Origin of the sequence: Parapedobacter sp. 2B3, assembly GCF_041925275.1 — a bacterium.
GTDB lineage: Bacteria > Bacteroidota > Bacteroidia > Sphingobacteriales > Sphingobacteriaceae > Parapedobacter > Parapedobacter pyrenivorans_A.
Genome location: NZ_JBHEUZ010000001.1, coordinates 470,540 through 492,369, shown reverse-complemented (window position 1 = coordinate 492,369; position 21,830 = coordinate 470,540). Strand labels below are relative to the sequence as shown.

Genomic DNA, 21,830 nt, shown 5'->3' with positions numbered 1-21,830 from the left:
TGTACGGTCGTTAGTCCCAGCGCCAGTCGCCACCGATGCGTAGCGCCTCTTCAAGGTTATTGTCCACCATCTGTTGCTTGACTTCGCTGTCGGGCAGCCGTTGTACAGGGATTTCGTGGGCATTGGCGAGTCCGTATACCAGCATGCTGCCAAAGCGCACGGTGTTCTTCATCTCTTGCTCATCTACCAGCTCGAAGACGTCGCAGTCTGCGTGGTAGCAATTGAGTGCGGAACGACTCAAGGTGCCGTCGCTGGCACCGCCGATCGGGATGCCCTGCAGCATAAACGGCTGGTGGTCGCTATACAGTCCGACCCGCGCGGAAAAGCTATTTCTGAACGCGGTATCTACCAAAGCAGCCGCGTGGCCGATATCTTCAAATAACGGCCTACAGCCTTCCAAACTCGCGTAGAAACTCTTCGGGTCGTTGGTCATGTCGAAATTGAGCATGAAACGGATCCGATCGGCCGTCCCGTTGGCAATAGCTTGTTGCAAGTACGCCTTGGAGCCGAGCAGGCCCTGTTCTTCGCCCATGAATAATACAAATTCGATGGTACGCTTGGGTTTAATGCCCAGGGCAATAAACGTACGCGCCATATCCATTACCGAGAAAGCGCCCAAGCCATTGTCTACCGCTCCCTGGGCAAGATCCCAGCTATCCAAATGGCCGCCCACCACGATCTTTTCGCCGGGTAGCTCGGTTCCCTCCATCCGCGCGATGACATTCCTCGCCTGCATCGATCCGGTGGTATTCTTCATGTCTATGATTACCTGTTGGTAGCCCGAAGTAATTGCTCCTTTCAGCCGCAGACCATCTTCAAGCCCGATGCAAATAGCGGGAATAGACAACAGCTCGCCGGTAATGGATGCCGTGCCTGTGAGTAGCGTGCCGCCGTCAACGCTGTTGAATAGGATAATCCCTTTGGCACCATACTGTATGGCCAATGCCGCCTTGGCCGACCGATGGAGGTTTTTGGTGCCTTCAGGCGAGTTGGGTAACAAATTCAACGCCGCCAGCACGATTTTCCCCCTGGCTTTTTCAGGGTCGGCAGCATAATCGTCCGCCAGTCCGTTGCCCATGTCTACCAGCGAGCCCTGTACATGGGCCGTTGCTGGTGTGCTGGCTAGGGCTACGGCTTTCACCGCTTCTGGTGGTTTACCTGCGGTATTTACCTGAAGCGTGAGATGTTCGCGCGCCCAGCCATTTACCGCAAACGGCTGAAAGGACACCTCCTTGAAACCATACGATTTTAACAAATCAAAAGCATACTGCTCGGCACGGCGGCCATTGGCAGAGCCCGTGAGGCGGTGTCCGATTATTCCGATGGATTCGCCGAGCCGATCATAAGCTTCCGAGTGGGCCTGTACCTCTGCGTTGATTCGTTCAAACATAGCTGTCCATCGCGGCGTTTCCTGGGCATAAAGCTCGACGCCGCCCAGCAAGAAAAAAAGGATGGATAGTTTGTAACGTTCCATGGCTGTGTGTTATGGTTGAGGCGCTTCTCTCTTCGGGAAAATAAGCGATGCGACCACACTGATAAACAATATCGATATAATGATAATCAGCGAGTGCGAGGTTGTAAAGCCAATACTTGATAACCAATCGTGCAGCAGCATCTTTGCGCCGATGAATACCAACAGGAATGAAAGTCCGGTTTTGAGGTAATGGAATTTATGGATGATGTTTACCAATAAGAAAAACATGGAGCGCAAGCCCAGGATGGCGAAGATATTGGAGAAGAATACGATGTAGGGGTCTTTGGTTACCGCAAAGATAGCAGGAATGGAATCCACTGCAAAGATAAGGTCGGTAAATTCAATGACCAATAATACCAAAAACAGGGGGGTAACGTATCTTTTAGCGTTCTCCGTGTGGAAGAACTTTCCGTTTACGAACGTGGGGTAAACCGAGAAGTACTTTGAGGCAAATTTAACCACCGTATGGTTCTGTGGATCGATCTCTTCTTCCTGGTTACGGTGGATAAACATCATGATGCCTGTGTATACCAGGAAGATTCCGAATATATAAAGTATCCACCCGAATTGGCTGATCAGTGCTGCGCCCAAAAAGATAAAGAGGAAGCGGAGCACGATGGCACCGATAATGCCCCAAACCAGCACCTTGTGGTAGTACTGTGTAGGTACGCCAAATGAGCTGAAAACGAGCACCATGACAAATATGTTGTCCACCGAGAGGGCGTATTCTACCACATAACCCGTGATGTATTCGAGCGCGAGGTTACGTCGGTATAGTTCGAGACTGGCAATGAAATCATCGGGTATTAAGCGGATATTATGCAGGTGTTTTTCGGTAACTTCCGCGAGATGGGCGAAATCTTCGATGTTGTGTAGTTCGTGGCCCCAGATACGTAAAACCACATAGAAGCCAAGGGCAAAGCTTACCCACACCGCGCTCATAATAGCCGCCTGCTTAAAGCTTACCGCCGAGTTGCTTTTGCTGAACAGGCCCAAATCAATGGCCAGCATGAGGATAATGAAAAGTAAAAAGCCGCCAAAAAATAGAAGTTCGTTGCTCATATTATTTATTTCTTTCAGTGGTATATCGTACAAGTTGCTCCAGGCCGTGCCGATAGGCATTTTCAGGCAGGTGGGTGAGGATGTCGAAAGCCTCCTGCTGGTAAGCCAGCATTTGCGCCGTGGCGTACTCCATGCCGCCGTTGGCCTTTACGAACGCGATTACCTCGGCTACTTTCTGCGTATCTTCGTTGTGGTTTTTAACCAAGTTGATGATCCGTCTTTTTTCAGGTTTGCCCACCTGTTTCAGTGCATGGATCAACGGCAGCGTGAGCTTCTTCTCCTTGATGTCGTTGCCCAGGGGTTTTCCGACGTCGTCGATACCGAAATCAAACAGGTCATCCTTGATTTGGAATGCAATGCCGACTTTTTCGCCAAATCGGTGCATCTGCGCTACCGTTGCTTCGTCCGCACCTGCCGATGCCGCCCCGCATGCGCAGCACGAGGCAATGAGCGATGCCGTTTTCTGGCGGATCACTTCAAAATAGACGGCCTCTTCAATATCCATACGCCTGGCTTTTTCAATCTGAAGCAATTCACCCTCGCTCATCTGCTCCACGGCATGGGTCACGATTTCGAGTAGGCGGAAATCGGCGTTGCGGATAGAAAGCGAAAGACCTTTGGCCAGCAGGAAATCGCCTACCAGTACGGCAACCTTATTTTTCCACAGGGCATTGACCGAAAAGAAACCGCGCCGCACGTTTGCATTGTCCACTACATCATCGTGCACCAGTGTGGCGGTATGCAAAAGCTCAACCAACGCCGCGCCACGGTGCGTAGCATCATTGATTTCTCCACATGATCCTGCAGAAAAAAAGACAAACATTGGTCGCATTTGTTTGCCCTTGCGTTTTACGATATAGTGTGTAATACGGTCGAGTAACGGAACCGAGCTCCGCATCGATTCTTTGAATTTATCTTCAAAAATGGCCAGTTCCCCTTCAATGGGCCTTTGTATTTCGCTTAGTTTGAGCATGTAAAACGGTCGGCAGCCATGAATTTAACTTGTCTGTTTCAAAACGGCGCAAGATACTAAGAAATCCACAATAACCTATAGCAGCGCAACCGATTCTTCCAATTCATCGTACCACTGCTGGCCGTATTTCCGGACAAGCGGTTCCTTTAGAAATGCGTATACCGGTACCTGTAGTTCGCGGCCCAGCGCACAGGCGGCATGGCAGATATGCCAACGGTCGTAGTGCAGTACGTCAAATTCGGGGTAGGCGGTGGTACGGATGGGGTAGAGATGGCAGGAAAGTGGTTTTTTCCAGTTGATTTCGCCGTTTTCATAGGCCTTTTCAATGGCGCATTTGGTGATGCCATTTTCCCAGGTCACGTAGGCGCATTCCTTATGGCCATCCACGCAGGGGGTGGTCAGGTCGCCATCGCCATCGACCACGTGCGTACCGTACTCCTCCACCGTAGCAATCCCCTTTTCGGTCATGTAGGGCCGTACCTTTGGGTAAATAGCAGCCAGTACCTCGAGCTCATCCCGCTGCAGGGGTGCCCCTGCGTCGCCTTCCACGCAGCAAGCTCCCCGGCATTTGCTGAGGTTACATACAAATTCTTCCTTTATCAATTCTTCGCTCACCAGTACGGTGCCTACTTCGATCATCATGGTCGGCTGTATTATGTTTATTTCCCCTCACGCGAGACTGATTTGCCTAGCGGATATTTCAAACCTTTCGCGTCGGTCAGTTCCAGCGTTACCGACCCCACCAGTATTTCCACCTGGGCCTTTACGGGTATGCGGTTGCCATCGTTGGTTACCCAAAGGTACAGACGGCTGTCTTTACGGAAAATGCGCCCGGGTTTTATCTCCGGACTGAATTTCAGGCATTCAAGTGTGCCCAGCGAAGTCTTGATGGTTTCCACACCGATGTATTCGATGCCGAGTGTAGCGATTTCGTCGTTGAGGAAATAGGTGAGCTTGAACGACTGCCCTTTCTTTACGTCGGATAAGTCTAGATTACGGGCAAAATAGTAAGCCGATAGCAGATCGAATGTTTGGGCGGACTCGCTTTTGAACGTGCCCTTGTTGCCCTTAACGGTTTGTTTCCGATGGTCGAAACTCACCACATCCGTACGGCGGTAGCTACCTTCCCTGATATTTTCTGTGTAATAGTGGGGGAGGAAGGTGCGCGTGTCGATATAGGAGTCATATCGGTTGTCTACCGTGAAGAAAATGCTGAATGCGCTGGACGTCTGCCCACGGGCCGAAAGGTGGAAACTATTCGGACTGCTGAATTTTATTTTCGAGTCTTCCACCTTTAAGACACCCGTAGCCGCAGATATTACCCCGTAGCGTAGGCGGTAGCTGAGCTCCTCGCCGGCTTGGAATGCAGGTTCTTTGAGGTAAGGGAGCGACTGCCCATGGGCCAGCAGGGCTGTGGCAAGGATGGTCCATGCGAGGGTAAGCGTTTTCTTCATATCCTACGGTGTACAAATAAAATGCCGCTTTTACCCATTCGTTGGCGGGGCTTTCCGTTTGAAAACCGGTACGGTTGAGCACGGTTCGCCATACATGATGCTTTGGGCCACCTTGCTGGCCATGGTGGTGAATTTGACAAATGCCGACTCGGGTATTTCGGTATCGCCGCACCCTTTAACCACTACCCGCTGGTTGCGGTACCGTTCCATGTCCAACTTTTCCAATGCCCGCTCAAAAAGTACGGTCTCCAGGGTGGCAAGGCCGCCGAATACGACGGCGGCCGCATACGGCTCCAGTCTGTTGGCGAGCAGCATATAGGCCCACGTAGGCACGATCGCATCTGCTGAGCAGGTAATCGCTACATATTTATCGCGGTACTGTTGCCAATCGTGTACCTTTACAAATTCCCTGAAATCTTTCTCCCGGAGTATAAGGCCTTGAAATAGGTTGTCTTTGATATCATAGACCACGCGCTCGCCCCGTGGGGCGAAATCGGCGAGATCAACGGTCAGCAGCCCGCTTTGGGCCACTTTGTTAACGATGGTTTCCTGTATGTTCATCTAACTACCTCTCGTTTCCCTAATAAAAAAATCCGGATAACGGCGACCGTTATCCGGATACAAAGGTACGAAATAAAGTTTAGTGCCTGTTGTTAAAAGAACCGCGCACGGTTGTCTACCACGTCGGCTTTGTCTTGCAGTGCCTGGAATGCCAACGACCAAATGCGCTGCGATAGTGATTGCGAAAGCTGCTGCTTCTGGGTACTCAGGTCGGCCGGGGCCTCTGGGTTTACAAAGCCGGTCACTTCAACCACATATACACCCTGAGAGCCTCTTATCGGCTTGGATGGTTGCTTGGGTTGCAGCCCGAAGATGGTGCCCACAACCGCGTTTTCTTGGGCCACTCCCGGTATAACGGGGTTGGCAAATACGATGTTTTCTGCCTGTGCCGGGGTTTTGCCCAATTTTTGGCCGATCTGGGCGAGGCTGGTGGCACCGTTGGCGGCCTCTTCGGCCTGTGCGATCAGCTTCTTTGCCTTCGCCCGGTTACGTACCACCTCTTCCATTTCGCCTTTCACGGCTTCCAGCGGCAATTGGCCTGCCTTGCGTATGCCGGTAACCCGCGCTACGATATAGTGGTTTTCAGACTCATGTATCTTGTCGGTTACGTCGCCCTTGTCGGCGTCGAAAGCCCACCGTACGAGTTCACGCGGTACTTCGGTTCCCGTTAGCATGGTCTCCATGGCCGTTACTTGGTCGGCCTTGAGTACGGATAGCCCCTGCTTGGTTGCTGCTTCCTGGAAATCGGCGTTGCCCACTTCGCCGAAAAATTGGGTAGCTTGCCGATAGGCGGCTTCGAGGGTTTCCCGGCCGCTGTTTATCTGCTTATCGATGATGGCCGCTTTTACATACCGTGAAGAACCGATCTGGTCTTCCACGTTGATGATGTGGATGCCGAATTGGGAAGAAGTAACGACCACGTCGCCTTTTTTCGCCCCAAAAACAGCGTCTTCAAAAGGAGCCATGCTGCCACGTGCGAATGTGCCCAGCTCACCGCCGTTTATTTTACTGTTCTCGTCCGTACTGAATTGGATGGCCAACGCGGCAAAACTTTCGCCTTTTTCAATCAACCCTTTGATGGAATCGGCTTTGGCATTTGCCTTGTCCATACCGCCTTCGATGGCCGGGTTGAGCAGGATGTGGCTGGCTTTGACCGAATCGGGACCAACCAATGATTCCACCACTTTGGCAATCTCGAACCGTCCATTGTCCAGTACCGGGCCTACCGTGTTGCCTACGGGCGCACCAAACACCAGCGTGTCTAACGCGGGGCTGAGTTGACCCTGCTTGTAAAAAATATAGGGGTATTTCGTGTCGGAATTGACAGCGGCAAACAACGAATCTGTTTTCGTTTCGGCCAGCTGTGTTTTCAGTTCCTCAACAGTGGTCCGTATCCGTGCCGTATCTTGGGCGTTCGGGCTGGCATCGAATACCACATATTCCAGACTACGGGTTTCTTCGGGGTTTTTGAAGACCCCTTTATTTTCATTGTAATAATCCTTGTAGTCTTGCTCGGTGATGGTAACCGCGCTATCGGGCACCGATTGGTAATCGAGCAGTACGTATTCGAAATTAGCCAGCTTGTTGCGTTGGCTGTATGCAGCATTCGCCTCAAGCGTGGTGACGTAGATGCTGTTGCTGACAAGGTTATTGTATTTGGTGCTCAGGCGTTCGTCGATGACGTTCTGCAAGAGTGCTTCCCACTGTCCGTGGGCCTCATGGCCCTGGGGCAAGGTATTTACCTGCGAAATGAAGGTGCTGAGTTGGCTGCGGTCAAACTGGCCCGTTTGCGGATTTCGGAAAGCCTGTTGGATCTGCGCGGAGGGATTATCGCCCTGCACCAGGTCGTTCAGCTCTGTTTTCCCAACGGAGAGGCCGATGCGTTCTACTTCACTTTTCAACAATTCACGGTTAAGGTATTGGCCCCACACTTGCTGCACCGCCCACGACTTCATCTGCGGGCTCAGGTTGCCGCCACCCATCTGCTGCCGGAACATTTCCGAGGTTTGGTCTACCTGCACGTTGAACGTATTGATATCGATCGCCTCGCCGTTGATGCTCCCTACCTGATTCTGGTGGCGTGCCCAAAACGGCGTGCCGTAGTTGATTATGTCCCCCAATAAAAACGCAACTATCGCAAAACCAATAAAGACAACAATGATCGTCCCCGCCCGGTTGCGTAAATAATTCATCAATCCCATAGCCTGTGTAAAACTGTTTTTAAGCTGTTATCTGTTGTGTCAAATTCTTGTTTTCAGGTGGTTGTATCCACATTTTCAAAACGAGGCGCAAGATACGACTTTTATCAAAAAAAGCGTAAAAACTTAAATAAATTGCTGGCCGCTACCGGAAAGTGGGGGCCTGGCCATCTTCGAGCCTGCGCAATCCGGTCATGTTCTGCACCACAATGTCTTCGAAGCTGGCATCCGATGTGAAAGAAGTGCCCATCAGGTTGCCACGCTCATCTTTGAAATACGCTTCGATTGGCACGTGGTTATAAAAGGTGTTGGCTTTCTGGTCATGGATGAGCTCTTCCGTTTTGATAATGGACCCGTCGGCGAGTGTAATGACCACATTGCCCTTGAATTCGATCAACTCTTGCGTTTCTTTCTGGATGGCATAATCGGAGGTAATCCGTTGCGCTTCTGCCCCGTTCTCATCATAGAAAACGATGGTTACGCCCTTTTGGAATTCGTAATAGGGTTCTTCTATGTTATAATGGCGCATTTCGGGGGCGGTCATCTGTGCCTTCACCACCGCCGAGTCGCTGTATACCACGGTAATGCCCAACGAGATGTCTACGGGTTCTTCCGCTTGGATGGCCGCAATCCGGTCTACCTCCTTCAGGTCGGTTTCGCAGGCCGTAATCAGCAAGGCTCCTAGCAGGGCATACCCTCTTACAAACTGCGTATTTCTGCCAAGCTTACCCATTTCCCGTCGATTGCTACAACGACCCGCTAGTCATTGTACCTGCGTCTGAACCAGCTATCGTTGAGCGTAAACCCTAAGTTGAAGTTAATATAACGTTCGCGCACCAAGTTGTTGGATAGCGTGCCCATTTGGCCAAATTCGGTGGCGAAGTTAATTTTATAGAATGAGGTACCAAACAGGGAAGGCAGCGGAAACCCGAAGCCCACGGTCAGTGCCATTCGGTTAATGTCTTGGTTGTCTATATTGATGTACGATTTGTCGTACTTGAAGCCCAGCCGGTAGTCTACCACGCCGAGATAATTCACCGAAGTCACATCGGGTGTGATTTGGCCGCCCACGGCGAAACCATAGCTGTCTGTCAATTGCGGATTGCCATTGCCCACCCGGTAGTCGCTCCACTTGGCGTAGTTGAAATCAGCGCCAACCAGCCAGTTATTCCCTTTGGCTATACTGAATCCCACACTATGTTTCATGGGCATGGTGATCCGTTGCTTCATGCCTTCGTCTACAGACACGGTATCCACGGGTAGGTTCTCCTGGTCGTCTTCCACACTGGTAGGGGTCCTGGTTATTACCCGTGAGGTGCTGGTATTAAGCGGCGAGCCCACGGTTCCGCCGTAGCCGATGGTCAGATTGACGTTGTTGCCCAACGGTTGGAAATATTGAGCCCCGTAGTCGAAGCTGAATCCCTTCACATATTGGCTGCTGTCGGTACGCACATTCAGCGCCCCCACGTCGTTGGGAAATTCAATGGAGTTGATACGTTCCAGCGTACCGAAAACATACGAAGCATTTACACCCACACTGAAGTTCTTGTTGATTTGCACACCATAGCCAAGGTAGGCTTTGGTGGTACCGCCAGCGCCCGCATACACGGTGCGGATATCGGTGGTGTCAATGGTGCCCGGAATGGCATAACTGAAGCCCACGTCAGAAAAGGGCATGATTCCAAAACTGATGCCGCCCGGCCGCCCCAAAGGGATGCCGAAGTTGATGTGGCTAAGGGAAAAATTGTACGAATTTTCAGTGAGGTTGTTTTTGCCCAATTGGGTAATGTTGCCAAAGAGGCCCACGTCAATGGTGGTGAGGCCCAATGCCGAGTAAGAAGCCGGGTTGCCCACGTTGATGTTGCCATACCCATTTTGATAGCGTACGCCTGTGGCAATACCACCCATGGCACGCGTCTGTGGCAGTGCGTCGCCCCGCATTTCCCCAAGTCCGTAGCGCGAATACGGTGAGCTGGTGGTAGCGCGTTGCGCCTGTGCCGCCGTTGAGAGCAGCAGGAATATGGATAGTACGAAAACGCCAGGGGTAAAGTGCATGTTAGTGTAAAGGGACTTCGATATGCGGTGCTGCATGGGTTAACTTAAAAAACGGAATGATGATGTCTATAAAATACCTATTAATTGACAATCAGTAAATTCAATGATCAAAAAATGTATGCAAAGCTATTTAAATTTTAGTTGCCGCAAGCCATCCTTTTTGTTAAAAAAGGTTAAAACACTGCTTATAAATCAGTTAGAAAAACTGGAAATAAATGATCGTGAGCAGTAATAATGCAAAGATGCTTTCATAAAACCATCTTTTGGTGGCGTAACTGAAATAGTACGTCAGGTAGATGGCAATGGGTGGTGCCGCCAGCAGGAAGTGGTTGATGGACCAATCGGCGTTGAGGTAAAAAGAGACAGCTGCTAGCGCAAACATGCAAAACAGCAGCTGGAATGATTTGCGTATGTGCACTACGCTTTTTAGTAGGTTTTTCCGGAGGGTGATGACAAAAAGCACGAGAATGGCCACCAAGGGAAGCAATACCAGGTAATCGTAAATATCGATATGTATGGACGTCGGAAACGGATAGGTGAACGGCCGCCAGATTTCGTAAAAGGCATCCATTCGGTCAAACCATAGGTAGATGACACCGAGCAAGAAGTAAACCGTAGCGAAACCGATAGGTATGGCTACCCACTCGCGCCAGTTCAACGGACGGAAAATCATCAAGCTGCACCACAGCAGCAGCAGCATCACGATAAACGGGAAGTAAACCAGGCTGCCCAGTGCCACGATCATGCCCAGGTCAAACATCAATGGCTTGATTTCAGCCCGCCGGTAAATGCTGAGTAGCTTGTCTAGCATCCAGATGGTCAGGAAATTGCATATCAGTATCGGCGACAATACCAGGAAGGGCAACATAAGGCTGGCCAGCGTCATGTACATCAGCGCAGGCAGGAAACTTGACCGCCCCACGAGGCCGAAGCGGTTTACGATCGTGTTGATGAGCAACGCCTGGATAATGGTGAGTACCAGCGTAATGATTACGTTCGCTTCGGGCGATATGTTTTCGGGCGAGAGCTTGCCGGTGAAGTTGCTGATCGCTGGCTCGAAAAATACCGGCATCAGGTCATCGGGTAAGTGCAAAAACACACCCAGGCAGAGCACGAGCCCCACCACAGATAAAAGCAGGATGTTTAATGGTGTGTATTTACGGAACTGATTAATCATTTGTCTACGCTCAACGGCCCTACAATTATAGGGGTTAATTGACAATTGATTGTTTAAAATTGAAAATTAATTATCAACGATAGGCTCCGATTGCAGCAGACCGAGCAGTTGTTTGATGTCGAGTTTATCGCTTAGGCTATCGTTTTCAGAAAGGTCCGCATCGGGCAGCACATCGGCGTAATCCGCTGCTTCATACCGGTATATCCGCCAGCTGCCTTTGTGGTATTCCAGTGCGGTGAGGTTTTCCACCCAATCGCCCGAGTTGAGGTAGGTTACGTGGCCTTTTTCGGTTTCTATCACGCGGATTTCGGGCTGGTGTATGTGGCCACAGATGACGTATTGGTAGCCTTTTTCAATGGCCAGCGTTGCAGCCGTCACCTCAAAGTCATTGATGAACTTCACAGCATTCTTGATGCTGTTTTTGATGCGTTTGGAGAGGCTCATCTTCTCGCGTCCCAGTTTTACGAGCATCCAGTTAACCACGCTGTTCAGTAAGATGAGGCTGTCGTAACCGATGGCACCCAACCGCGCCAGCCATTTGGCGTGTTGCATGGATATGTCGAATACGTCGCCATGGAATACCCATGCCCGCTTTTTACCCACACGTAGGGAGAGTTTGTTGGTCAGTGTCAACGACCCTAGCCGGAAGTCGGCGAACTTGCGGAGCATCTCATCGTGGTTGCCGGTGAGGTAGGTCACCGGTACGCCATCGGCCACGAATTTGAGTATTTTCCGTACCACCTTCATGTGCGATTCCGGCCAGTACCGTTTGCTGAATTGCCAGATGTCTACAATATCACCGTTGAGGAGGATTTGTTTCGGCTTAATGCTTTTGAGGTAATGCAAGAGCTCTTTGGCGTGGCAGCCGTAGGTGCCCAAGTGCACATCTGATATGACCACCAAATCTACATTCCGTTTATTCATAGGCATTGTTAGTAGTCGTCACCATCTTCGAAGCGTACGTCAATGTATTTCGGGAATAAATACCCGAGCGCAAGTAAGCCGAGGATAATCACAAGAATGGTTATTTCCAATAGGTATGTCATATCACGTGCAAATATGGCCTATGCAGGTTTCGTGGATGTTACGCTGATATTAAGTTTAGGTGTTGATTTTGGAGGGGCAGCGGACATGCCCAAAGTTCGAGAACGCGCCAAAAGAAAAAGGGGCATCCGCCAACCGGCGGAGCCCCTTTTCCAATTTCTCAATCCGGTTAGTTAGTTTACCAACGAATCCAGTGAGTCGATAGCGGCATCACCGATAGAATCGATAGAATCGATGGTAGCGTCAACTTGTGCTTCGATTTCAGTTGCCAACGAATCAGCAGTTTCTTCACTTTCAGAAGTGGTGGTGTTGCAAGCAGCGAAAGCTACGGTAGCCAACAAACCTAAAAAGCCGAATTTGAATGCATTTTTCATGTTAATTTCTTTTTTGGTGTTTAAAACAAACTTGTTTAATTACGTTTTAATACCCGGGTAAGGGAAAGGTAACCCAAAAAAAGAAAAAAAGATAAAAAAGAATGACGTATCTTGTGGACCATGATAAACCTTGAATTTAACCAAAATGAAGATCTGAATAAACAAGCCTTATCGGCCCTGAACAAGCGATTGAAGGCTGTGTATGCCGGCGGCGGTGCCAAAGCGGCCGAAAAACAGAAAGCCAAAGGTAAAATGCTGGCCCGCGAGCGGATAAACCACCTGCTGGATGCCGACAGGCCCTGGCTGGAAATCGGTGCAACTGCCGCCGAGGGGATGTATGCCGAGCACGGTGGCTGCCCGTCGGCGGGTGTGGTAGCGGGTATCGGCTATGTAGCCGGCCGCCAGTGTGTGGTGGTGGCCAACGACGCCACCGTAAAGGCTGGGGCGTGGTTCCCGATGACGGCCAAGAAAAACCTGCGCGCACAGGAAATTGCCATCGAAAACCGCCTTCCCATTATTTACCTAGTAGATTCCGCAGGTGTGTACCTGCCCATGCAAGACGAGATTTTTCCGGATAAGGAACATTTCGGGCGTATCTTCCGCAACAATGCACGCATGAGCAGTGAAGGGATCGTGCAATTGGCGGCCATCATGGGAGCATGCGTGGCCGGGGGGGCATACCTGCCCATCATGAGCGATGAGGCGATGATCGTAGACGGTACCGGCTCGGTATTCCTCGCCGGGTCTTACTTGGTCAAATCGGCCATCGGTGAATCGGTGGATAACGAAACGCTGGGCGGCGCAACCACGCATTGCGAAATATCGGGCGTAACCGACTACAAGCAACCGGATGATAGAACCTGCTTGGATGCCATCCGCCGCATCGTGGGCATGCTGGGGAAACCCAAGGAAGCCGGTTTCGACCGGATAAAACCTGTGCCCCCGAGGCTCGACGAGCAGGAGATTTACGGTATTCTACCCGCCTCGCGCGAGAAACCGTATGATATGGGCGAAATCATACGCCGATTGGCAGATAACTCCGATTTTGAGGAGTACAAAGCTGGTTATGGCCAAAGCATCATCTGCGGGTTGGGACGTGTGGAAGGATGGGCGGTGGGTTTTGTGGCCAACCAGCGCAAGGTGGTGAAAAGCAAGAAAGGGGAGATGCAGTTTGGGGGCGTGATCTACTCGGACGCGGCCGACAAGGCGACCCGTTTCATCATGAATTGCAACCAGAAGAAAATACCGTTGGTCTTTTTGCAGGATGTAACGGGCTTTATGGTGGGTAGCCGGGCCGAGCAGGGTGGCATTATCAAGGATGGCGCCAAGATGGTCAATGCAGTAGCCAATTCCGTGGTGCCCAAATTTACCATTGTAGTGGGCAACTCCTATGGTGCGGGAAACTATGCAATGTGCGGGAAGGCATATGATCCGCGACTTATTTTCGCGTGGCCGTCGGCAAAGATAGCCGTGATGGGAGGCAGCCAAGCAGCTAAGACGCTGCTCCAGATCCAAACGGCATCGTTGAAGAAAGCGGGTACGGAAATTGATGCGGAACAGCAGGATGCCCTCTTGAAGGAAATAACCGAGCGGTACGACCAACAAACAACGCCCTACTACGCGGCGGCACGCCTGTGGGTAGACGGGATCATCGATCCGTTGGACACCCGGAAAGTCATTTCGATGGGAATCGAAGCAGCCAATCAGGCACCGATAGAAAAGCCGTTCAACGTAGGGGTGATACAGACGTGAGATATGAGACGATAGACAAGAGACATAGATTTAAGCAAACAGCAGAAAAACAAAAATTATGTTTTCAAAAGTAAAAAAAGCGTACCAGCTGTTCAAAAGCATCGATTTTGAGCAATTGGATAAACTTTCGAGAAAAGTGGACCTGCCAAAGGTGATGGATGCGTTTTCCAAATTGGACGAAAAGCAACTCAATGGGCTGATGAAAATGCTCGGGGGGAGCCAGCCGAAACGGGAATTGCCGCCGATCAACGGCGACTTCTACGAGCTGCACATGCGCTTGAACGACGAAGATCGCGCACTGCAACTGAAGGTACGCGACTTTATGGAACGCGAAATACGGCCGTTGGTAAACCACTACTGGCTACGGGACGAGTTTCCTTTCGAGATCATCCCCAAGTTGGCCCAGTTGGACATCTGCGGTCTTACCTACGAAGGGTACGGCTGTGCCGGTAAATCATCGCTGATGGAAGGAATCATTGCTATGGAGATTGCCCGCGTGGATGCGTCGGTGGCCACCTTCTTCGGTGTGCAGAGCGGCCTGGCAATGGGATCGATATACCTCTGCGGCTCCGATGCCCAGAAGCGGGAATGGCTGCCGGCTATGCAGCAGATGAAACTGATCGGCGCTTTCGGCCTCACCGAGCCCGAGGTAGGGTCGGGTGCCGCGGGTGGACTTACCGTAACGGCCCGCAAAACAGCGGAAGGATGGCTGCTAAATGGCCAGAAGAAATGGATTGGGAATGCCACATTTGCCGATGTAACCGTCATCTGGGCCAAGGATGTGGCGGATGGCGAGGTGAAAGGGTTTCTGGTGCGTAAAGGTACCCCCGGTTTTGAAGTGGAGAAGATAAAAGGAAAGATGGCCCTGCGGATTGTGCAGAACGGATTGATTACGATGACGGATTGTTTAGTGGAAGAAAACGACCGATTGCAACATGCCCATTCATTCAAAGACACGGCCAAGGTGCTGCAACTTACCCGGGCGGGGGTGGCCTGGATGGCCGTGGGCTGCGCACGGGGCGCTTATGAGAATGCCCTCGATTATACCCGCAAGCGCAAGCAGTTTGGCAAGCCGATCGCATCATTCCAACTGATACAGAACCATCTCGTTGAAATGCTATCCAACCTCACGGCCATGCAGACATTGGTGTACCGCCTGTCGGAACTACAGGATGCCGGCATGCTGCGCGATGAGCATGCATCGTTGGCCAAAGTATTCTGCACGCTCCGTACACGCGATATCGTAAGCCAGGCCCGGGAGGTGATGGGGGGCAACGGTATCTTGCTTGAATATGACGTAGCCCGTTTCCTGGCCGATGCGGAGGCCATTTACTCCTACGAAGGAACCAAGGAAATCAATTCGCTGATCGTGGGTAGATCCATTACCGGATTCAGTGCGTTTGTCTAAACAGCGCCCGGTAAAAAAATATGAAAAAGAGTTTTTTGTCTTTTATTTATTGTTTCGTATATTTGCTCCGCAATAGCGTGATAGATGTTTTCAAAAACGTGTGAATATGCAATCCGGGCGATGATTTTCATTGCCAAGCGGTCTAAGGCTGGCGAAAAAGCCGGCATCAAGGAAATCAGTAAAGAGATTGATTCGCCCGAATCGTTTATCGCCAAGATATTGCAGGAGTTGAGCCGCAAAGGATTGGTGCTGTCTACCAAAGGGCCCAATGGCGGGTTTTTCCTAGACGAAAAGTTACTCGAAGGCTCCTTGGCCAGCATTGTGAAATCAGTGGATGGCGACAAGATATTTTCGGGTTGCGGGCTGGGACTCAAGCAATGCTCCGAGGCCAAGCCGTGCCCCATCCATTACCAGTTCAAGATCATCCGCGAAGAAATGCGCCATATGCTCGAAGGGGCAAAGCTCAGCTCATTTACGGAAGAGTTGGAGAATAGATTGACGTTCCTCAAGCGCGACTAGTCAGCAGTTGTTTTTTTGTACCTATAAAGGACAAAAAGGTATTAATATATTTTAAGTTGGGTATGATAAAGACCTCATCATTGTTTACGGGTATTGCGCTATTGGTATTATCTCCGGTGCTGCTTTTCGCCCAAGGGGAGATGCGTCCCTTCTTGTTCACATTCGACCGTACGGAAGTGATTGTCCTGCTCTCGCTGTTGTTATTGATTGCCATGCTACTCTTTGCCATTTGGCTGCTGCACCGTATCGAAACCATCAAACAGGTAGCGGACCGCAGGCGCACAGCCAGCAGGACCGGATACCGCAAGTACATCCAGCAATTGGATACCCATCAACTTGGACGGCTCATCACGATGATCCGCAAACGGAAAACGTTGCTCACCTTATGTTTGTCCTCTTGCGGCTTGGCCTCATGGGCTCAGCCCACCGGTGAGGGGGAGCCGCTGCTGGGGCAAGCAGGTATCATCATCACGGTCGTACTGCTGCTCATCCCCATCCTGGTAGGATTCGCAATCATGGTGGGCAAGGCATCGCGCATGCTGAAACGGTACCGGCGGAAGATGGATATGGCCGAGGCCGACGAGTTTGCGGCATACCTGCGCAACGTGGATGGAGAGGAAGCCGAGCGTGCGTTGGTGGAACGTAAACAGGCGCTGGACTACCGGCTGACCGATACGGAGCTTTCCGGGCCGGAAGTGCCCGCCGACCGGTTGGGCATCATCAGCATCCGCGAAAACTCAGGGCTCCCTTTCGTTGCCGTGAAAAAAAAGGCCCAACGGCGACCCAACATCGATCCGCAGCTCCGCAAACTGATTGTATGGTACCTGGTAGCCGCCACGTGCTGGCTACTTTTCGGAACCACCGTGGGCCAATACTTGGGCATTAAGTTTGTGGCCCCGGATGCTGACCAGTTGAGCTGGCTGAGTTTTGGTCGCTTGAGGCCGGTGCATACCAACGCCGTCTTTTGGGGCTGGGCTTCCCTGGCCATGATCGGCCTGGGGTACTACGTAGTACCCCGTGTAAGCAACGTGGCCATTGCCAGCCTCAAAATGGGATGGTATTCGTTTTACCTCATCAACGCGGCGGTTATACTGGGGTCGTTGTCGCTCATGGCCGGCATCAACAACGGCGGTGGTGAATACCGTGAGTATATATGGCCTATTATGCTGCTTTTCGGTGTCGGGTTGGTGCTCACTTTGATCAATTACTTGAAAACGGTGGCCAAGAGGACCACCCGCGAGATTTATATTTCCAATTGGTACATCATCTCCGCCGTAATTTTTGCGTTGGTCATTTCCATCGTGGCCTACATCCCTTGGTGGCAAAACGGCCTGGGCGAAACCATCATCCAGGGGTATTACATGCACCAGGGGGTAGGGATGTGGTTTATGCTGTTCATGCTGGGGGTAGTGTACTATTTCCTGCCCCAGCAATTGAATAGGCCCATCTATTCCTATAGCTTGGGCATCCTGGCGTTCTGGACACAGATTCTCTTTTATACGCTCATCGGTACCCACCACTTCGTGTTCAGTGCTATCCCTTGGTGGTTACAAACGGTGGCCATTGTGGGTAGCATGGGCATGGTTATCCCGGTGGTGGCCGGCACAGCCAACTTCCTGCTCACCTTTAAGGGCGGCTGGTATAAGATCAAAGACAGTTATACCCTTCCGTTCTTCCTCATTGGTATTATCTTTTACTTTACCGGATCGTTGCAAGGCACGGCCGAGGCCTTCCGGTACACCAACCTGTTATGGCATTTCACCGATTTTACCGTGGCACACTCACACCTCACCATGTATGGCATCATCAGTTTCTTCCTGTGGGCGGCTATATACGCGCTGGTGCCGCGGCTTACCGGCCGGGAGGCACCGCAACCTACTGTGGGTGCCCATTTCTGGATGGCGCTGATCGGGCTCCTCTTCTATACCGTTCCGTTGATGTACGGCAGCACTCTCAAAGGGCTGATGTGGATGGATGGCAAGCCGTTTATAGAAAGCGTTGCGTTTATGATGCCCTACTGGCTCTGGCGTGCCATCGGGGGGAGCCTCATGTGGCTGGCACACCTGTTTTTTGCCTACAACATGTATAAGATGCTATCGGTGGACAGGGAAGCGCTCGACATCGGGGAAACGGCCATCCAGCATGCCAGCCAGGATTCACTCAGCGAATAGACGACATACCCCTTAATACTTCAATAGGAGATGGAATTTTTTAACGACCATAGAAAGCTATTTACCACCGCATTTTTGCTGTTCTTCGTGCTCACGCTGTTTGTGGCTATCCTGCCAGCGCTTCATAACCAGCGTCAAAATGCGCCTTTACCGGGACATGAGCCGCTCAGCGAAGCAGCCGGAAAAGGGAAATCGGTCTTCATTGCCAATGGCTGCGTAGCCTGCCATACCCAGCAGGTGCGCAACGTAGCTATGGATAGGCCGTGGGGCAAGCGGCCAAGTGTGGCGGCCGACTATGCCGGGATCGTACGTACGGATGCTTGGCGCAACACAGCCACACTGATGGGCACGGAACGTACCGGACCCGACCTTACCGACGTGGGCAACCGCCAGCCCAGCTTGGAATGGAATTTAGTGCACCTCTTTAATCCGCGTATCGTGGTAGAAGCCTCGATCATGCCGGCATACCCTTGGTTATTTGAATACAAGGCGTATCCTGCCGACGGCGATGTGGTGGTCAATGTGCCCGAGGCATATCTCAAGAACGGCAAAGGGAAAGTGGTGGCAACGGAAGAGGCCTTGCAGTTGGTGGCCTACCTGCAATCCCTCAGGCAGGTACCGCTGCCCGATGGCAGGCCGTCGCCCGAGTTCCTCTATGCCCGGGCGGCTGCCCAAGCAGCGGCAGCCGACGAGGGTGGCGGTCTGGATGGCGCGTTGCTGTATGCTACCCATTGCCAAAGCTGCCACCAAGCCAATGGCGAGGGGCTGCCGGGCGCGTTCCCCTCGCTCAAAGGGAGCAACGTGGTGGGTGGGGATGACCTGGAACTTTATGTAGACATTATCATGAACGGGTATGATGCGCGGCCCGAATTTGCGGCGATGCCCGGTATTGGCACCATGATGGAACTTACCCCGGCCGAAGTGGCGGCTATCATTAACCATGAGCGCACAAGCTGGGGGAATGCAGGCACAACGGTGACCGAGGCCGAAATTAAGGAGATGATGGACTTTTTGGCGCAGGGCGCCGATGAATAACACGGAGAACGATGGAAACGACGAGACGAGACAACGCCAAGGCCACGATACTCACCTTGCTGCTGCTATGCATCGCAGCCGTAGGCTGGGCCTGCCCGGTCTGCGAAAAGCAGCAACCGAAAGTACTGCGGGGGGTAACGCATGGCGCCGGGCCGGATAGCAACTGGGATTACCTCATTGTGGGCGTGATAACGATCATCGTAGCGATTACATTGTACTATTCCATGAAATGGCTGTTGCGTCCCGGTGAGGATACACCCAACCACATCAAACGGAGTATATTAGACCTTGATTGATTATGGAAAGTAAGAGCAAGATACGTATTTTTATGGACGACCATCCGCAACCGATAGCGGAAGTGATGTCACCCATCAATTTCGAACTGGATACCAAGAAACTGGTGGATGGTCCACACACGTTGAAGATAGTAGGCAAAGATCCTACGGGCAAAGAGGGCATCCGCATCATTCCGTTCGTTGTGCGCAATGGCCCCGCCATTGACGTGGAAGGAATAACAGAAGATGCGGTGGTGGATGGGGTCGTCCCAATCATGGTCAACGCATATGGCAAAGGTGACCAGCGGTCGTTCCTTATCGAAGGCAGCGAGACACCGCAGAGTATCCCCTCGTGGGTGTGGGTGCTTATCATTGCCTTCGTGGGTTGGGCGCTCTATTACCTCTTCCGCTACTTCGGCATGCCTTAAAAAGTATGCCGAAGGCCTTGTGCCGAGCTTATTTCTTGCCCTTTGGCTTATTATTCTGCTGCTGGCGCATGTAGTCTTCCATGCGCTGCTGGAATTTCGATTTCTTTTTTGCCTCCGGCTTTTTCTTGTTTGCCTCGATGATGGCCAGGATTTTATCGTCATTCACCATTTGGCGGATAACGAGCTGCTGCCCGAAGGTAAAGACCGTCGAGAGGAAATAGTAATAGTTCAACCCGGCCGGGAAGCTGTTCAGCACGAAGAGGAAGATCAACGGCATGAAATAGCCGATGTATTTCATCTGCGCATTGGCGGCGCCCGAAATGGAGTTGTTGTACCACGTAGAAAGCAAGGTGGCACCGGTCATCAAGATACACATTAAACTGATGTGGTCGATGCCAATGATTGGAAGCGGCGAAAAGTTGATCACCGAGTCGTACGTGGAAAGATCTTTTACCCACAAGAAACTCTCACCCCGCAGTTCGAACAGGTTGGGGAAGAAGAAGAAAAACGCAATGGTAAAAGGCATCTGCAAGAGCATGGGGATACAACCGCCCAATGGGTTTACGCCCGCCTGCTTATACAGTTTGAGGTATTCCTGCTGAAGCAGCGTGGGGTTGTCTTGCCCCACCTTTTCCTTGATCTGGTCCATCTCTGGCTTGAGTACCCGCATTTTGGCCATGGATACGTACGACCGGTAGGTAAGCGGCGAGAGTACCGATTTCAACAATAGGGTAAGGATGAGGATGACCAATCCGTAGCTCCAATTGAAACTATCCAAGAAATTGAAAACCGGCACCGTGATGAATCGGTTGATCCATTTCATAGGCCCCCAGCCCATATCGATTTGCTTTTCCAATCCATACCCGTGTGCCTTTAAGACCTTGTACTGGTTGGGTCCGAAGAAGAAGTGCATGGGATACGTGTTGATGTCCTGGCGGCTGAAGTCCAGGTGCAGATTGGCGGCAAACAGCTTCACTATTGCTGCATCGGCGCTGGTATACACATTCACCTTACCTCCATCGAAGCCATTTTGAGAAACCAAGACATTGGAAAAAAAATGCTGCTTGAAGGAAACCCACTCAATCCGCTCGGCAAGGTCCTCCTCGTCGTCTTTGGTCGTGCTCAGATGGTCTATGTTTTTGTCGGCATGGGCATAATACAACGTAGAGCGCTGGCGCTCGCTGTCCATGTCTTTTTCCTTTTGCGTAAGCGCTGCTTCCCAGTTGAGTACCAATTGCTTTTCGGCGGGGGCTACCACATCCTGCAGGCCCTTGGTTACGATGGTAAAACCAACGTTGTGGTCGCCTCCGCGTATGGAATAGATATAGTCGATGTATTTGTCGGCAGCATACGCCAGCCGGAATGTCACCGATGCCGAGTCCTGACCGGACACATGTACGTTATTGCCATCCGTGGTAAAGTACAGGTCGTTGGTAATGATGTTTTTCCCGGCAGCCGAGAAGAAGAGGCCGAATTTGTTGTGCTCGCCCTCAAACAGCATCAGCGGTTGCCCGTCGTATGTTTTCTCATCCTTCACCTCCACCGACTTGATCCGGCCGCCCTTCGTGCTTATGGTGGTTTTGATATGCTCGTTTTCGAGTGTGATGGTCCGTTCTTCGCCGGCAACGGCTTGGCCGAAGGGGCCGCTCAGCAAGGCGGAGTCAATGGTGGAAGCGGCCGTTGCCGTTCCGGAGGTGTCGGTAGGGGTTGGCGTTACATTTTCGATGCCCGCCCGGGCACGGGCAAGCGAATCCTGCAACTGGCGTTCGCGTTTTATTTCCTCGTCAGAAGGTTGCAATAGGTAAAAGGAACCGGCAATGATGACAAAGATTAAAACCAGACCTGTCAGTGTATTTCTATCCATTTCTTT

Annotated in this window: 20 protein-coding genes; 7 read left to right on the top strand and 13 right to left on the bottom strand. The window is 51.6% G+C overall.

What is annotated here, in order from left to right; all coding sequences use genetic code 11:
- Window positions 1-10 precede the first annotated feature (10 nt).
- The 12 genes from ACEVG1_RS01975 to ACEVG1_RS01920 all read right to left on the bottom strand — a co-directional run bounded on the left by ACEVG1_RS01975 (window position 11) and on the right by ACEVG1_RS01920 (window position 12,372).
- Window positions 11-1,474, bottom strand: coding sequence for a M28 family peptidase (locus ACEVG1_RS01975; RefSeq protein ID WP_374741870.1), 1,464 nt, complete (start codon window positions 1,472-1,474; stop codon window positions 11-13).
- A gap of 9 nt (window positions 1,475-1,483) precedes the next feature.
- Window positions 1,484-2,536 carry a TerC/Alx family metal homeostasis membrane protein gene (locus tag ACEVG1_RS01970; RefSeq protein WP_374741869.1) on the bottom strand — a complete coding sequence of 351 codons (1,053 nt, stop codon included), beginning with the start codon at window positions 2,534-2,536 and terminating at the stop codon, window positions 1,484-1,486.
- A gap of 1 nt (window position 2,537) precedes the next feature.
- Window positions 2,538-3,509, bottom strand: a complete 972-nt coding sequence (locus tag ACEVG1_RS01965) for a polyprenyl synthetase family protein (protein ID WP_374741867.1) — start codon at window positions 3,507-3,509, stop codon at window positions 2,538-2,540.
- A 75-nt stretch (window positions 3,510-3,584) separates the two neighbouring features.
- Window positions 3,585-4,148 carry a DUF3109 family protein gene (locus ACEVG1_RS01960; RefSeq protein WP_374741963.1) on the bottom strand — a complete coding sequence of 188 codons (564 nt, stop codon included), beginning with the start codon at window positions 4,146-4,148 and terminating at the stop codon, window positions 3,585-3,587.
- 20 nt (window positions 4,149-4,168) lie between these two features.
- Window positions 4,169-4,963 (bottom strand): DUF3108 domain-containing protein, encoded by a 795-nt coding sequence (locus tag ACEVG1_RS01955; protein WP_374741865.1) that lies wholly within the window; start codon window positions 4,961-4,963, stop codon window positions 4,169-4,171.
- A 30-nt stretch (window positions 4,964-4,993) separates the two neighbouring features.
- Window positions 4,994-5,524: a DUF2480 family protein gene (locus ACEVG1_RS01950; RefSeq protein WP_374741864.1), complete on the bottom strand. Its 531-nt coding sequence runs from the start codon at window positions 5,522-5,524 to the stop codon at window positions 4,994-4,996.
- A 92-nt stretch (window positions 5,525-5,616) separates the two neighbouring features.
- Window positions 5,617-7,716 carry a SurA N-terminal domain-containing protein gene (locus ACEVG1_RS01945; RefSeq protein ID WP_374741863.1) on the bottom strand — a complete coding sequence of 700 codons (2,100 nt, stop codon included), beginning with the start codon at window positions 7,714-7,716 and terminating at the stop codon, window positions 5,617-5,619.
- A gap of 151 nt (window positions 7,717-7,867) precedes the next feature.
- Window positions 7,868-8,455: an LPS export ABC transporter periplasmic protein LptC gene (gene lptC / locus ACEVG1_RS01940; RefSeq protein ID WP_374741862.1), complete on the bottom strand. Its 588-nt coding sequence runs from the start codon at window positions 8,453-8,455 to the stop codon at window positions 7,868-7,870.
- A 26-nt stretch (window positions 8,456-8,481) separates the two neighbouring features.
- Complete coding sequence (locus ACEVG1_RS01935; RefSeq protein ID WP_374741861.1) at window positions 8,482-9,777, bottom strand: hypothetical protein; 1,296 nt, start codon at window positions 9,775-9,777, stop codon at window positions 8,482-8,484.
- A gap of 196 nt (window positions 9,778-9,973) precedes the next feature.
- The gene (locus tag ACEVG1_RS01930; RefSeq protein WP_374741860.1) at window positions 9,974-10,954 is read right to left on the bottom strand and encodes a DUF6427 family protein; all 981 of its coding nucleotides are present in this window, start codon (window positions 10,952-10,954) and stop codon (window positions 9,974-9,976) included.
- Between the two features lie 66 nt (window positions 10,955-11,020).
- Window positions 11,021-11,878, bottom strand: a complete 858-nt coding sequence (locus ACEVG1_RS01925; RefSeq protein WP_374741859.1) for a UDP-2,3-diacylglucosamine diphosphatase — start codon at window positions 11,876-11,878, stop codon at window positions 11,021-11,023.
- 293 nt (window positions 11,879-12,171) lie between these two features.
- The gene (locus tag ACEVG1_RS01920) at window positions 12,172-12,372 is read right to left on the bottom strand and encodes a hypothetical protein (RefSeq protein WP_374741858.1); all 201 of its coding nucleotides are present in this window, start codon (window positions 12,370-12,372) and stop codon (window positions 12,172-12,174) included.
- Window positions 12,373-12,495: 123 nt separating this feature from the next.
- On the opposite strand from ACEVG1_RS01920, the gene ACEVG1_RS01915 reads away from it, so the two are divergent.
- The 7 genes from ACEVG1_RS01915 to ACEVG1_RS01885 all read left to right on the top strand — a co-directional run bounded on the left by ACEVG1_RS01915 (window position 12,496) and on the right by ACEVG1_RS01885 (window position 19,960).
- On the top strand, window positions 12,496-14,124 hold the full coding sequence (locus ACEVG1_RS01915; protein WP_374741962.1) for an acyl-CoA carboxylase subunit beta: 1,629 nt from the start codon (window positions 12,496-12,498) through the stop codon (window positions 14,122-14,124).
- Window positions 14,125-14,182: 58 nt separating this feature from the next.
- A complete protein-coding gene (locus ACEVG1_RS01910; protein ID WP_374741857.1) occupies window positions 14,183-15,532 on the top strand; it encodes an acyl-CoA dehydrogenase family protein in 1,350 nt (449 codons plus the stop codon).
- Between the two features lie 84 nt (window positions 15,533-15,616).
- Window positions 15,617-16,051, top strand: a complete 435-nt coding sequence (locus ACEVG1_RS01905) for an Rrf2 family transcriptional regulator (RefSeq protein ID WP_374741856.1) — start codon at window positions 15,617-15,619, stop codon at window positions 16,049-16,051.
- Window positions 16,052-16,113: 62 nt separating this feature from the next.
- On the top strand, window positions 16,114-18,222 hold the full coding sequence (locus tag ACEVG1_RS01900; protein ID WP_374741855.1) for a cbb3-type cytochrome c oxidase subunit I: 2,109 nt from the start codon (window positions 16,114-16,116) through the stop codon (window positions 18,220-18,222).
- A gap of 30 nt (window positions 18,223-18,252) precedes the next feature.
- Window positions 18,253-19,257, top strand: coding sequence for a cytochrome c (locus ACEVG1_RS01895; RefSeq protein ID WP_374741854.1), 1,005 nt, complete (start codon window positions 18,253-18,255; stop codon window positions 19,255-19,257).
- A gap of 11 nt (window positions 19,258-19,268) precedes the next feature.
- Window positions 19,269-19,553 carry a hypothetical protein gene (locus tag ACEVG1_RS01890; RefSeq protein ID WP_374741853.1) on the top strand — a complete coding sequence of 95 codons (285 nt, stop codon included), beginning with the start codon at window positions 19,269-19,271 and terminating at the stop codon, window positions 19,551-19,553.
- 2 nt (window positions 19,554-19,555) lie between these two features.
- The gene (locus ACEVG1_RS01885; protein ID WP_374741852.1) at window positions 19,556-19,960 is read left to right on the top strand and encodes a cytochrome C; all 405 of its coding nucleotides are present in this window, start codon (window positions 19,556-19,558) and stop codon (window positions 19,958-19,960) included.
- Between the two features lie 28 nt (window positions 19,961-19,988).
- Here ACEVG1_RS01885 and yidC read toward each other — a convergent pair whose 3' ends face one another.
- Window positions 19,989-21,824, bottom strand: a complete 1,836-nt coding sequence (yidC, locus tag ACEVG1_RS01880) for a membrane protein insertase YidC (RefSeq protein ID WP_374741851.1) — start codon at window positions 21,822-21,824, stop codon at window positions 19,989-19,991.
- Window positions 21,825-21,830: the final 6 nt, after the last annotated feature.

Coding starts and splice junctions, on each gene's coding strand:
- ACEVG1_RS01905 (WP_374741856.1), top strand. CDS start 15,617: ATGTTTTCAAAAACGTGTGAATATGCAATCCGGGCGATGATTTTCATT.
- ACEVG1_RS01945 (WP_374741863.1), bottom strand. CDS start 7,716: ATGAATTATTTACGCAACCGGGCGGGGACGATCATTGTTGTCTTTATT.
- ACEVG1_RS01950 (WP_374741864.1), bottom strand. CDS start 5,524: ATGAACATACAGGAAACCATCGTTAACAAAGTGGCCCAAAGCGGGCTG.
- ACEVG1_RS01900 (WP_374741855.1), top strand. CDS start 16,114: ATGATAAAGACCTCATCATTGTTTACGGGTATTGCGCTATTGGTATTA.
- ACEVG1_RS01960 (WP_374741963.1), bottom strand. CDS start 4,148: ATGATCGAAGTAGGCACCGTACTGGTGAGCGAAGAATTGATAAAGGAA.
- lptC (WP_374741862.1), bottom strand. CDS start 8,455: ATGGGTAAGCTTGGCAGAAATACGCAGTTTGTAAGAGGGTATGCCCTG.
- ACEVG1_RS01910 (WP_374741857.1), top strand. CDS start 14,183: ATGTTTTCAAAAGTAAAAAAAGCGTACCAGCTGTTCAAAAGCATCGAT.
- ACEVG1_RS01975 (WP_374741870.1), bottom strand. CDS start 1,474: ATGGAACGTTACAAACTATCCATCCTTTTTTTCTTGCTGGGCGGCGTC.
- ACEVG1_RS01930 (WP_374741860.1), bottom strand. CDS start 10,954: ATGATTAATCAGTTCCGTAAATACACACCATTAAACATCCTGCTTTTA.
- ACEVG1_RS01965 (WP_374741867.1), bottom strand. CDS start 3,509: ATGCTCAAACTAAGCGAAATACAAAGGCCCATTGAAGGGGAACTGGCC.
- ACEVG1_RS01890 (WP_374741853.1), top strand. CDS start 19,269: ATGGAAACGACGAGACGAGACAACGCCAAGGCCACGATACTCACCTTG.
- ACEVG1_RS01920 (WP_374741858.1), bottom strand. CDS start 12,372: ATGAAAAATGCATTCAAATTCGGCTTTTTAGGTTTGTTGGCTACCGTA.
- ACEVG1_RS01955 (WP_374741865.1), bottom strand. CDS start 4,963: ATGAAGAAAACGCTTACCCTCGCATGGACCATCCTTGCCACAGCCCTG.
- ACEVG1_RS01970 (WP_374741869.1), bottom strand. CDS start 2,536: ATGAGCAACGAACTTCTATTTTTTGGCGGCTTTTTACTTTTCATTATC.
- ACEVG1_RS01925 (WP_374741859.1), bottom strand. CDS start 11,878: ATGAATAAACGGAATGTAGATTTGGTGGTCATATCAGATGTGCACTTG.
- yidC (WP_374741851.1), bottom strand. CDS start 21,824: ATGGATAGAAATACACTGACAGGTCTGGTTTTAATCTTTGTCATCATT.
- ACEVG1_RS01895 (WP_374741854.1), top strand. CDS start 18,253: ATGGAATTTTTTAACGACCATAGAAAGCTATTTACCACCGCATTTTTG.
- ACEVG1_RS01885 (WP_374741852.1), top strand. CDS start 19,556: ATGGAAAGTAAGAGCAAGATACGTATTTTTATGGACGACCATCCGCAA.
- ACEVG1_RS01935 (WP_374741861.1), bottom strand. CDS start 9,777: ATGCACTTTACCCCTGGCGTTTTCGTACTATCCATATTCCTGCTGCTC.